General features: G+C 71.0%; 10 protein-coding genes. 4 read left to right on the top strand and 6 right to left on the bottom strand.

Features of this window, described 5'->3' with window-relative positions:
• From WMI84_RS07015 to WMI84_RS07005, 3 genes are all read right to left on the bottom strand, one after another.
• The coding region (locus tag WMI84_RS07015) for a Na+/H+ antiporter subunit D (RefSeq protein ID WP_347351647.1) at nt 1-1397 on the bottom strand (1397 nt) is incomplete at its 3' end.
• Nucleotides 1394-1909 (bottom strand): Na(+)/H(+) antiporter subunit C, encoded by a 516-nt coding sequence (locus tag WMI84_RS07010; protein ID WP_347351645.1) that lies wholly within the window; start codon nt 1907-1909, stop codon nt 1394-1396. The genes WMI84_RS07015 and WMI84_RS07010, both read right to left, overlap by 4 nt.
• A complete protein-coding gene (locus tag WMI84_RS07005; protein WP_347351643.1) occupies nt 1906-4764 on the bottom strand; it encodes a Na+/H+ antiporter subunit A in 2859 nt (952 codons plus the stop codon). Before WMI84_RS07005 ends, WMI84_RS07010 begins: the two co-directional genes overlap by 4 nt.
• A gap of 100 nt (nt 4765-4864) precedes the next feature.
• Between WMI84_RS07005 and WMI84_RS07000 the strand changes: the two genes are divergently transcribed.
• The 4 genes from WMI84_RS07000 to asnB all read left to right on the top strand — a co-directional run bounded on the left by WMI84_RS07000 (nt 4865) and on the right by asnB (nt 10561).
• Nucleotides 4865-5632 carry an SURF1 family protein gene (locus tag WMI84_RS07000; RefSeq protein ID WP_347351641.1) on the top strand — a complete coding sequence of 256 codons (768 nt, stop codon included), beginning with the start codon at nt 4865-4867 and terminating at the stop codon, nt 5630-5632.
• Nucleotides 5629-6024 carry a DUF3817 domain-containing protein gene (locus WMI84_RS06995; RefSeq protein WP_347351639.1) on the top strand — a complete coding sequence of 132 codons (396 nt, stop codon included), beginning with the start codon at nt 5629-5631 and terminating at the stop codon, nt 6022-6024. Before WMI84_RS07000 ends, WMI84_RS06995 begins: the two co-directional genes overlap by 4 nt.
• A 127-nt stretch (nt 6025-6151) precedes the next feature.
• A complete protein-coding gene (gene guaA, locus WMI84_RS06990; protein ID WP_347351637.1) occupies nt 6152-7750 on the top strand; it encodes a glutamine-hydrolyzing GMP synthase in 1599 nt (532 codons plus the stop codon).
• A gap of 135 nt (nt 7751-7885) precedes the next feature.
• Entirely contained in the window at nt 7886-10561 is a 2676-nt protein-coding gene (asnB, locus tag WMI84_RS06985; RefSeq protein ID WP_347351635.1) for an asparagine synthase (glutamine-hydrolyzing), read from the top strand.
• A 217-nt stretch (nt 10562-10778) separates the two neighbouring features.
• On the opposite strand, the gene narI is transcribed toward asnB, so the two are convergent.
• The 3 genes from narI to narH are packed head-to-tail and all read right to left on the bottom strand — an operon-like array spanning nt 10779 to nt 13875.
• Nucleotides 10779-11519: a respiratory nitrate reductase subunit gamma gene (gene narI, locus WMI84_RS06980; protein ID WP_347351633.1), complete on the bottom strand. Its 741-nt coding sequence runs from the start codon at nt 11517-11519 to the stop codon at nt 10779-10781.
• Nucleotides 11516-12244, bottom strand: coding sequence for a nitrate reductase molybdenum cofactor assembly chaperone (gene narJ / locus WMI84_RS06975; RefSeq protein WP_347351631.1), 729 nt, complete (start codon nt 12242-12244; stop codon nt 11516-11518). Before narJ ends, narI begins: the two co-directional genes overlap by 4 nt.
• Nucleotides 12241-13875 carry a nitrate reductase subunit beta gene (gene narH, locus WMI84_RS06970; RefSeq protein WP_347351629.1) on the bottom strand — a complete coding sequence of 545 codons (1635 nt, stop codon included), beginning with the start codon at nt 13873-13875 and terminating at the stop codon, nt 12241-12243. Before narH ends, narJ begins: the two co-directional genes overlap by 4 nt.
• Between the last annotated feature and the right edge of the window lie 25 nt (nt 13876-13900).

Genomic DNA, 13900 nt, shown 5'->3' with positions numbered 1-13900 from the left:
GCCTCGGACGGAGGCAGAGCCTCGGACGGGACGGGAGCCTGCCCGGTCACCTCCCCGTCAGGGACGTCGGAGAAGGGGCGCCAGAACGCCTGGCTCCACACCTTGGCCAGCGCATAGAGGGTCAGCAGGCTCGTCACGATCCCGGCCACGACCAGCGCCCACGACAGTGTGGTGCCGACCTCGAGCCCGGCCTGGAACAGCCCGATCTTGCCGAGGAACCCGGACATCGGCGGGATCCCGGACAGGTTCATGGCAGCGATGAAGAAGAGGACGGACAGAACGGGTGAGGCGACAGCCAGACCGGCGAGCCGGTCGAGGGACGTCGTCCCGGCGAAGCGCTCGACCAGACCCGCGATGAGGAACAGCGCGGTCTGGATCGTGATGTGGTGCACGACGTAGAAGATCGCGCCGGCCATCCCGTGGGTCGTCGCCAGAGCGATCCCGAAGAGCATGTACCCGATGTGGCTGACCAGGGTGAACGAGAGGATCCGCTTGAGACCGGACTGCGAGACGGCGCCGAGGATGCCGATGAGCATGGTCAGCAGCGCCGCCCACATGAGCAGCCCGTGCAGCGGCGACTGGGGGAACAGCAGGGTCTGCACCCGGATGATGGCGTAGATGCCGACCTTGGTCAGCAGCCCGGCGAAGACGGCGGTGACGGGAGCCGGTGCGGTGGGGTAACTGTCCGGGAGCCAGGCCGAGAGCGGGAAGACCGCGGCCTTGATCCCGAACGCCGTGAGCAGGCACAGCTGCAGGACGAGCACGGCGCCAGGGTCGAGACCCCCGATACGGATCGCGAGCTGCGCGAGGTTGACGGTGCCGGTCGCGGCATACGTCGCGGCGATCCCGATCAGGAAGAGGGCGGAGGAGAGCAGGCTCACGACGACGTATGTCGTCCCGGCGTGAATCCGCTGGCTGGTGCCTCCCAGCGTCAGCAGCACGTACGAGGCGAAGAGCAGGATCTCGAAGCCGACGAACAGGTTGAACAGGTCGCCGGCGAGGAAGGCGTTGCTCACCCCTGCGGCGAGGACGAGGTAGGTCGGGTGGAAGATCGTCATCGGGGTGTCCGTCTCGTCGTCCTCGTAGCCCTGGGCGATCGAGAAGACGAGCACGACGAGCATGACGACGCCGGACACGAGCAGCATGAGAGCACTGAGCCGGTCGGCGACCAGGGAGATGCCGAGCGGCTCCTTCCACGCCCCGACCCAGAGCACCAGGGGGCCGCGCCGGTCCGTCTCGACGACGAGCACCGCGGCGACCGCGACGAGCCCGCTGAGGACCGCAGTGCTGGTGAGCCGTTGGAGGCGGGGCGAGCGCCGAACGGCCAGGGTGAGGGCCGCGCCCAGAAGCGGGAGGAGGACCGGCATCGGGACGAGGTCGGAGAGCCCGGCGGTCATGTCCGGTCCTCGGCGAGTTCGTCGGCCGTCGTCGTGGACTCGTCGCCCTCGGCGAAGGTGCTCGAGGGCTCGTCGAGGTCGGCGAGCTCCTGGAGCCGGGCGTCCTCGATATCGTCGGGCACGTTGTCCGTGCCGGAGAGCTGCCAGAGCCGATACGACAGGGCGAGCAGGAACCCGATCGTGGCGAGGGAGATGACGATCGCGGTCAGGACCATGGCCTGCGGGAGCGGGTCACTCACCTGCGTGGCCGGGATGCCGGCAAAGGGCGGCTCGCCGGCCGGGCCGCTGACGAGGAGGAACAGCACCGACACGCCGTTGCCGATGAGGAGCGTGCCGAGCAGGACGCGCACCAGGCTGCGGTCGAGCAGCAGGAAGACCCCGGTGGCCACGAGCACCGCCACGACGACGAGAAGCACGACGTTGGGGGCGAGACGGTCCGAGATCGTCGGGTCGCCAGCAGCGGGCAGGACGGCCTCGGCGGCGGGGGGCGCGAACGGCAGTGTCGGTCTCATGAGCCCGCCCCCTGCTCGACCCGCTCGTTCTGCTCTGCGGCGATCTGCCGGTCGATGCCGGTGCCGAGGCTGCGCACGATGTCGAGCATCATGCCGAACACGATGAGGTAGACCCCGATGTCGAACAAGGCGGACGTGACGAGGTGCACCTCGCCCCACGGCGGCAGGGTGAAGTCGAAGACGGTGGACTGCAGGATCGTGCCGCCGAACGCCAGCGGCGCCAGGGCGGCCAGCACGACGATCAGCAGACCGAGGCCGACGACGAGGCCGGCGTCGAAGGGAGCCGCCTCGTCGAGCTCGTAGCGACCGCCGGCGAGGTAGCGCACGACGAGGGCCAGACCCGCGACGAGGCCCCCGGCGAAGCCACCGCCGGGCAGGTTGTGCCCCGAGAACAGCACGTAGAGGGACACCGCGATCATGATGTGGAAGATCAGTCTGGTGACCACCTCGAAGATGACCGAGCGGCGCTCGGGGCGCAGGGTCCGGCCGCCCCGCAGCCAGGTGCCCCGGCCCGGCTCCGTCGGGGTGAGGGACTGGGCGCTGGCCATGGAGAGCGCGGTGTTACGGGTCCTGACGAAGATGAGGCTCGCGATGCCGGTAGCCGCCGCCACGAGGACGGAGACCTCCCCGAGGGTGTCCCAGGCACGGATGTCGACGAGGGTCACGTTGACGATGTTCTTGCCGTGCCCGAACGCGTACGCCTCGGTGGGGAAGTCGATCGAGACCGGCGTGTCGTGCCGCGCCGCGCTAGCGACGAGGGCGATCGCGCCGACGGCAGCCCCCGAGGCGGTCCCGAGGACGACCCGCCAGCGGCGGCGCAAGGACCGGTCGTGCCGCTCGAACCGGGTCGGCAGCCGGCGCAGCGCGAGGACGAACACGACGAGCGAGACGGTCTCGACCAACATCTGGGTGATCGCGAGATCCGGCGCGCCGTGCAGGATGAACAGGGTGGCGACCCCGTAGCCGGTGACACCGACGAGCATCACCGAGGCGAGCCGCCGGTTCGTCAGCAGGACGAGGATGCCAGCCGCGACGACAACGGCCCCGACGACGGCCTGCGCGGGGGAGTCCCAGAGCCGGAGCGCCCCGATCGCCCCTCGGGTGACCGACATGGCGCCGGGCAGGGCGATGAACACGAGCAGGATCGTGGCCAGGTAGAAGGGGAGCGAGCCGCGTTGGGTCCGGGCGGTCACCTCGACCGAGCCGACCTCGAGCCAGCGGATCAGCCGGGCATAGCCACGCTCCGTGTCGACGATCGAGGGCATCGCCGACTGGACCCGGGCGATCCGGTCGCGCCGGACGAACAGCACGAGGCCCACGGCGATGGCGAGCACCGACAGGCCGAACGCCGGGGTGAAACCGTGCCACAGGGCAAGCACCTGCGGGCTTGCCCCGGCCGTCAGCTCGCGCGAGTACGGCACCAGCCACTCGTGCTCGAGCGGGGCCAGCAGCCCGACGAGCAGGGAGCCCACGCCCAGCAGGAGCGGGGCGAGGACGAACCCCGGGTGCGGCGCGTGCAGGGGGGTGGGCGGCATACCCGGTTTCGTGGCGAAGGCACCCCAGAGGAACCGCGCGGTGTAGGCGACGGTCAGGACCATGCCGGCGAGCACGGCGACCGTGAGCAGCCAGCCCCAGCCCGGCGCGAACGGCACCGCGCCGGTGGCCGCCTCGAGCTCTGCCGTGATCGCGGCCTCCTTCGCGACGAAGCCGGCCAGTGGGGGGATGCCGGCCATTGAGCACCCGGCGAGCACGGCCGGGACGGCCAGCGGCAGCAGCCGGTGACCCACGCCGGACAGCTCGCGCAGGTCCCGGGTGCCGGTCGCGTGGTCGATCACCCCGACGGTGAGGAACAGGGTCGACTTGAACAGCCCATGGGAGACGACCAGCGCGAGTGCGGCCAGGGCGCCCTCCTGGGTGCCGAGCCCAGCGAACGCGACCATGAAGCCGAGCTGGCTGACGGTGCCATAGGCGAGCAGGAGCTTGATGTCGTGCTGTCGCAGCGCGCGCCACCCCCCGACGAGCATGGTGGCGACGCCGAGGCCGAGCGTCAGCGCGTGCCACGCCGGTGCTCCGGCGAAGGCGGGGGCGAGCAGTGCGACGAGGTAGACGCCCGCCTTGACCATGGCGGCCGCATGCAGGTAGGCGCTGACCGGCGTGGGTGCCGCCATCGCGCCGGGCAGCCAGAAGTGGAAGGGGAACAGGGCCGACTTGCTGAGCGCCCCGACCAGCAGCAGCACCACGGCACCGACGGTGACGGCGTCGAGCGGCGGCGGGTCGGCCAGAACCTCGCTGATCCGGTAGCTGTGCCGGACACCGAGGGCGATGATGCCGACCAGCATGGCCAGACCACCGACCGTGGTCACGATCAGGGCCTGCATGGCCGAGCGCCGGTTCGTCAGGCTCGCGGGGTTGTGCCCGACCAGCAGGTAGGAGAAGACCGTCGTCAGCTCCCAGAAGACGTAGAGGATCAGGAAGTTGTCGGTCAGGACGAGTCCGAGCATCGCACCGGCGAACGCGGTGAAGACCGCGATGAACCGCCACAGGCCCGGGTCGTCCCGCGCGAAGTACCAGCGGCAGTAGAACAGCACCAGGGCACCCACGCCGGTCACGAGCAGCGATAGCACCCACGAGAGGGTGGTGAGCCGGAAGTCCAGGTCGAGTCCGAGGCCGGGCACCCAGGTGACCCGCTGCTCGGGGCCGTGCCCGGCGCGGACCTCGCCGGCCACAGCGACCAGCCATCCGAACGAGGCCGCGGGGGCCAGTGCGACGACGAAGAACGCGGTGCGGCCGAGCCGCCGTACCAGCAGCGGTGCCAGGGTGGCGGCGACGAGGTGCGCGAGCAGCAGCTGCACCACGGCGGGCCTCTCGGTCGTCGGCTCGGTCAGGTTCGTGCGTCATTGTAGGGGCCACCCGGGTCAGTCCTGTGGCACCTCGACGGTGACCTACGCTGGGGGAGTGTCTGCCGGCCTCGTTCGACCTCGCTGGATCGGGCTGGTCCTGGTCCTGGCCGTCGTCGTGACCGCGTGCACCCTCCTGGGGCTCTGGCAGCTCGGGGTTGCCCAGGACAAGGGCCGGGCCGAGGCCGTCGCGGCCGCTGCGAGCCTGCCACGCGAGCCGCTCGGGCAGGTGACCCGGCCGCACTCCGCGTTCGAGGCCGACTTCTCGAACCGGCGGGTCATCGCCACCGGCACCTACGCCGCCGCCGACCAGATCCTCGTCGTCGACCGCCGCCTGGACGGGCGGACGGGCTCGTGGGTCGTCACCCCGTTGCAGACCGCGCAGGGCACGGTCGCCGTGCTGCGCGGGTTCGTCGCCGGCACGCCGGCTCGGCCGCCGGCCCCGCCGGCCGGCACCGTCGAGGTCCTCGGCACGCTCGGCCCCGGTGAGTCGCCCCGGGTCGGCTCCGGCGCGCTGCCCGAGCCGCAACGGCAGGCGATCGACCTGGCCGCACTGGTCAACGAGTGGCCCGGACAGCTCTACAACGTCGTCCTGCTCGCCTCGAGCGAGTCGGCCGACGGCACGGCCCTCGACCCGGCCGCCACCGGGCTGACGCGGGTGCCGCCGCCCGAGCTGCCCTCGCACCTGAACCTCAGGAACGCCGCCTACGCCGTCCAGTGGTGGGCCTTCGGCCTGTTCGCCGTCTGGATGTTTGCCAAGATCATCAGAGCCGAATGGCTGGCGCAGCGCCGGCCGGTCGCACCGAAGGAAGAAGCCCACGCGTGAGCACCCACCCCACCCACCTGGCCAAGCCGAACCAGATCCGCACGGCGCTGTCCGCCTACCGCGTCATGGCGATCACCGCCGGTGTCGCGCTGTTCATCCTGATCGCCGAGATGGTGATGAAGTACGGCCTGGGCATGGACAACTTCCTGACCCGCAACTGGAGCTACATCCACGGCTTCATCTACATGGGGTATGCCGCGTCGGTCGCCAACCTGGGCCTGAAGAGCGCCTGGAGCCTCAAGCGGATCGTGCTGAACCTGCTGGCCGGGTTCGTGCCGGTGCTGCCCTGGGTCGCCGAGCACCGCGTCCACCTGGAGACGACCGCGCTGCTGCAGCGGGTCCACCCCGCGGGTGGCCCGGCCGCCACCGCGCAGGACGGCCAGCCCGCCTGACCGCCGCACCGGAACCGCCGGCCGGTCCGGACGCCGTGGGTATGCCGCCCACCGCGGGGCGGTGCCCCCGCGCGGTCCCGGCCCGGCGGCATCCGGCAGCAGGTCGGCGGACGGCTAGGCTTCGCCCGTGAGCCAGAGCCCCACCGACCTGCAGCGTCACCCCGTGCTCGTGGTCGACTTCGGCGCGCAGTACGCCCAGCTCATTGCCCGGCGGGTACGCGAGGCGCGGGTGTACAGCGAGGTCGTGCCGCACTCGATGCCGGTCGACCAGATGCTGGCCAGGCAGCCGGCCGCGGTGATCCTCTCCGGTGGGCCGAGCTCGGTCTACGAGCCGGGGGCGCCCCGGCTCGACGCCGCGCTGCTCGCGGCGGGCGTGCCGGTCCTGGGGATGTGCTACGGCTTCCAGTCGATGGCGCAGGCGCTGGGCGGCACGGTCGAGCAGACCGGCGCGCGCGAGTACGGCAAGACCGACGCCACGGTCACCACGGCCGGGTCCACCCTCTTCGCGGGCCAGCCGGCGAGCCAGGTCGTCTGGATGTCACACGGCGACTCGGTCACGGTCGCGCCGCAGGGTGCCCGGGTGACCGCCTCGACCGCCGGCACGCCGGTGGCCGCGATCGAGGACGACGAGCGCCGGCTCTACGGCGTGCAGTGGCACCCCGAGGTGCTGCACTCCGAGCAGGGCCAGCGGGTGCTCGAGAACTTCCTGTGGCACGGCGCCGGCATCGAGCCGTCATGGACCCCCGGCAACGTGGTGGGCGACCTCGTGGCCGCGGTGCGGGCGCAGGTCGGCGGCGACCGGGTGCTGTGTGCCCTGTCCGGCGGCGTCGACTCGTCGGTTGCGGCGGCCCTCGTCCAGCGGGCCGTCGGCGACCAGCTGACCTGCGTGTTCGTCGACCACGGGCTGCTGCGCGAGGGCGAGGCCGAGCAGGTCCGGCACGACTTCGTCGCCGCGACCGGGGTCGACCTGCTCGTCGTCGACGCCCGCGAGCGCTTCCTGGCCGCCCTGACCGGGGTCACCGACCCGGAGACCAAGCGCAAGATCATCGGCGAGCAGTTCATCCGCGTCTTCGAGCAGGCGGCCCGCGACGTCGTCTCGCGGGGGTCGCACGGCGAGGCCGGGGAGGAGCACCCGGTCAAGTGGCTCGTGCAGGGCACCCTCTACCCCGACGTGGTCGAGTCCGGGGGCGGGGACGGCGCGGCCAACATCAAGAGCCACCACAACGTCGGCGGGCTGCCCGACGACCTGCGGTTCGGGCTCGTCGAGCCGCTGCGCGCCCTGTTCAAGGACGAGGTGCGCCAGGTCGGCCTCGAGCTGGGCGTGCCCGAGGCGATCGTGTGGCGCCAGCCGTTCCCCGGGCCGGGCCTGGCCATCCGGGTCGTCGGGGCGGTCGACGCGCCGCGCCTGGCCGTGCTGCGCCGCGCCGACGCGATCGCCCGCGCGGAGCTGACCCGGGCCGGGCTCGACCGCGAGATCTGGCAGTGCCCGGTCGTGCTGCTCGCCGACGTGCGCTCCGTGGGCGTGCAGGGCGACGGGCGCACCTACGGCCACCCGATCGTGCTGCGCCCGGTCGCCTCGGAGGACGCCATGACGGCCGACTGGGCCCGGGTGCCCTACGAGGTGCTCGCGCACATCTCGACGCGGATCACCAACGAGGTGCCCGAGGTCAACCGGGTCGTGCTCGACGTCACCAGCAAGCCCCCGGGCACCATCGAGTGGGAGTGACCTGGTGACCACATCGAGAGTGCACCTTTCGTAATCGAGAGAGCAGCTCTGGTGATCCTCGATCGGGATTGCTGCACTGTCGATGGGGTGGGCCGGCGCCGGGCCCAGCGGCATACCACCACTACCCTTGGGCGCATGTGTGGGATCGCGGGATACGTCGGTTTCGAGGCGGACGAGGCGCTGCTGCGCCGGATGAACGACTGCCAGCGCCACCGCGGCCCGGACGGCGAGGGGATCTTCACGCACGGCCGGGGCGGGCTGGCCCACCGGCGGCTCTCGATCATCGACGTCGCCCACGGTCAGCAGCCGATGAGCACCGCCGACGAGCGCTTCACGATCGCCTACAACGGCGAGGTCTACAACTACCTCGACCTGCGCGCCGAGCTGCAGCAGCTGGGCCGGGTGTTCACGACGGACTGCGACACCGAGGTCGTGCTCGAGGCGTTCGCCGAGTGGGGCGCGGACGCGTTCGACCGCTTCAACGGGATGTTCGGCCTGGCGATCTGGGACCGCGAGCGCCGCACCATGACCCTCGCACGCGACCACTTCGGCATCAAACCCGTGTACGTATGCCGCTCAGCCGGCTCGGGCGCGGACGGCGCCGCCGCGTGGCTGTTCGCCTCGGAGATCAAGCCCCTGCTCGCATCGGGCCACTACGAGAAGCGTCCTAACGAGCGCACCATCTACCGGTACCTGCGCTACCGGATCCACGAGGACGGGCCGGAGACGTTCTTCGACGGGATCGAGCGGCTCGAGCCCGGCGAGATGATGACGATCGGCGAGGACGGTCACGCCGACCGGCGGATGTTCACCCGGCTGCGCGAGGAGCTGGCCGAGCTGGCGCACCAGCAGCGACCCTACGACGAGGCGGCCACCGCGGAGTACCGCGAGCGGCTCGTCGAGGCGGTCCGGCTCCGGCTCCAGTCCGAGGTGCCGGTGGGCACGTCGCTGTCCGGCGGGCTCGACTCGTCGGCCGTCGCCGTCGTCATCAACCGGCTGATCAACTCGGGCGACAGGACGACCGAGTCCGTCGGCCAGCAGCAGAACACGTTCAGCGCGGTCTTCCCGAACTCGATCAACGACGAGGAGCGCTACGTCGACGACGTCCTGGAGATCTGCCGCGGCCACGTCGCCGGGCACAAGATCAAGCCGACCGCCTCGGAGTTCAAGGCCGACCTGCGCGACTTCGTGCGCACCCAGGAGGAGCCGCTGATCTCCAGCGGCCCGTACGCCCAGTACCAGGTGATGCGCGAGGCGACCGAGCACGTGACCGTACTGCTCGACGGGCAGGGCGCCGACGAGATGATGGCCGGCTACGTGCCCTACTACTTCGTCTACCTGCGTCAGCTGCGGGCCGAGGGCGGGCTCAAGGCGGCGGCCGAGCTGTCCAGGTCGCTCGACGTGCTGTACCGGCTGGGCCGGTTCAAGCTCAAGGCGCGGCTGCGCGGGCGCCGCGACATCCCCACGACGCAGCTGCTCGGCCGGGACTTCGTGGCGGCGCACCGCGACGAGCGCTACGTCGTCGAACAGCGCAACCTCAAGAAGCGCCTGATCGAGGACCTCTTCGTCGGGTCGCTGCCCTCGCTGCTGCGCTACGAGGACAAGAACACCATGCGGTTCTCGCTCGAGGGGCGCGTGCCGTTCCTCGACAAGGAGGTCGTCAAGTTCGTCTTCTCGCTCTCGGACGAGGCGATCATCAAGGACGGCTGGAACAAGCGCATCCTGCGCGACGCGACGACCGGCCTGCTGCCCGACTCGATCCGCTTGCGGCGCAACAAGATCGGCTTCACCACACCGCAGGGCGAGTGGTTCATGACGCTGAAGAACCACTTCTACGGCATCTTCCTGTCCGAGTCGTTCGCCAACCGGCCGTACTTCGAGCAGACCGAGGTGCTGCACGCCTTCGAGGGCTGGATCAAGGGCACCAACGACGTCGACTCGATGACCTTCTGGCGCCTGGTCAACCTCGAGCTGTGGCTGCAGGAGTACTTCGACGAGCAGCCGTCCGACGACGCGGTGGCGGTGCAGACCCGGCCGAAGACCGACTACGAGCCGAACGCCCGCAAGTCGCTCGACCTGCGGCTCGACTCGGGTGAGGCGGTGCGGCGCTACCCGCTGCGCACCGAGCTGTACGCCCGCGAGGACGACCTCGACGAGAAGACCCTCGGCTACGTGGAGCGGTTCTTTGCCGGGCTGCCCGAGGCCGGGGCGGAGCACGAGGTCGCCACGAAGGGGCGCTGGTACTTCTTCATCTCCGAGAAGGTGGTGGCGATCACGCAGGGCCGGTCCTACTTCGTCTGGGACATCAAGGTCTCCCGGCCGGCCCGGGTGCTCTCGCGGTACGTGACGCGCACCCCGGCCGGGATCGGGCTCGGCTCGCCGTTCACCATGCAGCTGGCGATCCAGGAGGCCGGCCTGCCCCGGGTGCTGTATGCCGCCGTCGGCGGGGCGGTCGGCAAGCTGGTCGGCAGGCGGGGCCTGTTCTACGACCTGGTGGGTGGCGACATCCGCGCCATCGACGGGCCGACGGAGTACTCGGTCTACCCGGCCAACGTCTCGGCCAAGCTCGGCCCGAAGGACCCCGACGGCGTGGCGGCACGGTTGTCGGCGGCGATCCGGGCCCGGGTGCCGGCGCCGTGGCGCGACACCTTCGGCGGCACGGTCGTGATGGACGCCAACGACCTCGGCCGCAACGTGCTCGGCTTGGACGCGGCCGGGCCGAAGGAGCGCTACGAGGCGATGTTCGCCGACAACCCGCTCGGACAGGGCTCGGAGCAGACGCCGATGGCCGTGGTGTTCGAACAGCCCTGAGCAAGGCGTGCCGGCCGACGCCGGACCCGCCGGACGCTGCCGCTTCGCCCCGCCCTGAGCCGCGAAGGTACCGACCGACGACCGTTGGTCGCCGCGACGGTCCCCGGGTGGCGCCGGCCGAGCACGAGCGTCGGGCGATCGCAGACCAACGGTCGTCCGCCGGTACGGGACCGGCGCCGCAGGGACCGGCCGAAGCAGTGGCGCTGCGGGGCTCGGTTCAGTAGCGCACGCCGATCTTGCGCCACTTGCGTCCGCCGGTGCCCGGCTCGGCGGGCGGGCCGGCCTTCTTGGCGCGGTAGACGACGTAGGGCCGCCACAGGTACCAGAGCGGGTAGCTCCAGGCGTGCACCAGCCGGGTGAACGGCCAGATCAGGAACAGCAGCCATGCGGCGACCGCGTGGATCTGGAAGATGATCGGGGAGCTCTGGGCCAGCGCGATGTTCGCGTCGCCGGCGAACAGGCCGCGGAACCAGATCGAGATGGTCTCGCGGTAGTCGAAGCCGAGCGGTGCGTTGATCGAGGTCGTCGCGATGCCGAGCCCGACCATGATCGCGAGCAGGACCAGCGCCACCCAGTCGACCCGGCTCGTCGTGGCGCGCACCCGGGGGACGAACAGCCGGCGGGTGGCGAGGATCGCCACGCCGATGATGACCAGCGCTGCGGCGATCAGCCCGGCGACGGCCGAGAAGAGGTGGTAGGCGTGCTCGTTGATGCCGATCGCCTCGACCCACTGCTTCGGGATCAGGATCCCGATGACGTGGCCGCCGATCGCTGCGAAGGTGCCGTAGTGGAACAGCGGCGCACCCCACTTGAGCCGCTTGTGCTCCTGCAGCTCGGTGGAGTAGCTGGTCCACCCGTACTGGTCGTAGCGCCAGCGCCAGATGTGGCCGATGACGAAGACCGCCATCGCGATGTACGGCAGGATCACCCACCAGAAGTAGGCCCACGTGGCGCTCATCGTCGGTCCTCCTCTGTGCCGGTCGGCGCGGCCGCACCAGCGCGACCGGTCGGGTAGCCGCCCAGGTACTCGGGCGGGGCGAACGGTTCGAGCCCGACGGCCTCCTGCGGCGGGCCGGTCTCCCAGGCCCGGGTCACCGCGGCCAGCTCGCGCCGGCCCAGTCCGGGCAGCTGGACGCACACCGCCTCGACCACGGCCAGGTACGGGCTCTCGGCCCGCTCCAGCCCGCGCCGCAGCAGCTCGAGGTCGGCACGGTGGCGGGCCAGCAGCGTCTCGCCGCGCGGCGAGAGCGCAGCGAACTCGAGGACGAGGGGCAGGTAGTCGGGCAGCTCGTCGTCGGAGGGGGTGAACCCGGCGACGCGGTAGGCGGTCTTGACGGCCAGCATCGCCATCCCCCGGTTGCGGGTGTCGCCCGAGCGGAAGTAGGTCAGGTAGAGGCTGCACCGCCGCCGCAGGTCGAAGGTCTCGACGTAGTGCACCGCGACGTCCGCGGACGGGGTGCCGGCCAGCCAGTCGAGGAAGCGGGCCAGCTCGGCCCGCGGCCGGCGCGGTACCCGCTCGAGTGCCGCACCGAGCGTGTCGAGACCCTCGAGGAGGGATCGGGTCGGGTACTGGAGCAGGACCGAGGCGAGCTTGTAGGTCGCCGCTGCGCCGGTGGGCAGGTCCGGCCCGGTGCCGTCGTCTCCCGAGGTGCGTCGGTCCGTGCCGGCCTGCGTGCTCGTCACGTGCCCGCCTCCGGGAAGAGCTTCGGTGCGGAGCCGCTCCCGTCCCAGCCGAACAGGTTGAAGCGCTCGCGTCCGTCGCTGTCGTGGAAGGTGTGGCTGCCGCCGGGGCGGACGCCGGCGTGGAACTGCTCGACGCTCGCGCCGGCGAACGGGCCACCGCCGCCCATGCCCGGGCCGCCCTCGGTGTCGAGGCTGCAGAACAGCTGTTCGTGCTGGGCCATCAGCCGCCCGGCGTCCTCGGCGTGGGCCTTGGGGATGACGTACCGGTCGTCGTACTTGGCGATCGCGAGCAGCCGGTAGAGCTCGTCGAGCTCGGTTGCGGTCGCCCCGATGGTCGCCGGCAGCTCGTCCTTGGCGGTCAGCCCGAGCTGTCCGGCGCGCTGGACCGCCCGGACGACCGCGAGCTTGCGCAGCACGCTGCGCACCGTGTCGACGCGGCCGGCGGTGAACAGGTTGGCGAGGTACTCCAGCGGGATGCGCAGCGAGTCGATCGTCGCGAACACCTCCTCCGGGTGCGCGTCGTCGTAGCCCTCCGCGTGCACGATGTCGGAGACGGGCGACAGCGGCGGGATGTACCAGACCATCGGCAGCGTGCGGTACTCCGGGTGCAGCGGCAGGGCCACCCGGTGACGGGCCACCAGCTGGTAGACGGGGGAGCGGCGGGCCGCCTCGATCCAGTCGTGGGGTATGCCGTTGCGCTCGGCCTCGCGGACCACCTCCGGGTCGTTCGGGTCGAGGAAGACCGACATCTGCGCCTCGTAGAGGTCCTGTTCGTCGGGCGTGGCCGCGGCCTCGAGGACCTTGTCGGCGTCGTAGAGCATCAGCCCGAGGTAGCGCAGCCGCCCGACGCACGTCTCGGAGCAGATCGTCGGCTGGCCCGCCTCGATCCGGGGGTAGCACAGCGTGCACTTCTCGGCCTTGCCGGTGCGGTGGTTGAAGTAGACCTTCTTGTAGGGGCAGCCGGAGACGCAGAAGCGCCAGCCGCGGCAGCGGTCCTGGTCGACCAGGACGATGCCGTCCTCCTGCCGCTTGTACATCGCGCCGGACGGGCACGAGGCGACGCACGACGGGTTCAGGCAGTGCTCGCAGATCCGCGGCAGGTAGAACATGAAGGCCTGCTCGAACTCCATCCGGACCTGCTCCTGCAGGCCCTCGAGGTTGGGGTCCTGGTGGGCCCGCTCGGGCGCGCCGGCCAGGTCGTCCTCCCAGTTGGCGCCCCACTTCATGTCCATGTCCTGACCGGTCAGCGCCGAGATGGAGTGGGCCATCGGGTTGCGGGTGCCGAGCGGGGCGTTGATGACGTCGCCGTAGTTGTACGTCCACGGGTCGCCGTAGTCGTCGATCGAGGGCAGGTCGGGGTTGTAGAAGATCGACAGCAGCTTCTTCAGGCGCCCGCCGGCCTTGAGCTGGAGGCGGCCCTTCTTGTCCAGCGTCCAGCCGCCGTGCCACTGCTCCTGGTCCTCGTACCGCTTCGGGTAGCCCAGCCCCGGCTTGGTCTCGACGTTGTTGAAGTAGACGTACTCGGTGCCCGGGCGGTTGGTCCACACCTGTTTGCACGTGACCGTGCAGGTGTGGCACCCGATGCACTTGTCGAGGTTCATGACCATGGCCATCTGTGCCATCGGCCTCATCGTCGCTGCCTGCTCTTTCTCTCGA

The sequence above is a fragment of the Intrasporangium sp. genome (assembly GCF_039812505.1).
GTDB lineage: Bacteria > Actinomycetota > Actinomycetes > Actinomycetales > Dermatophilaceae > Intrasporangium_A.
The sequence above is the reverse complement of the archived record's forward strand: the minus strand, read 5'-3'. Positions and strand labels throughout refer to the sequence as shown.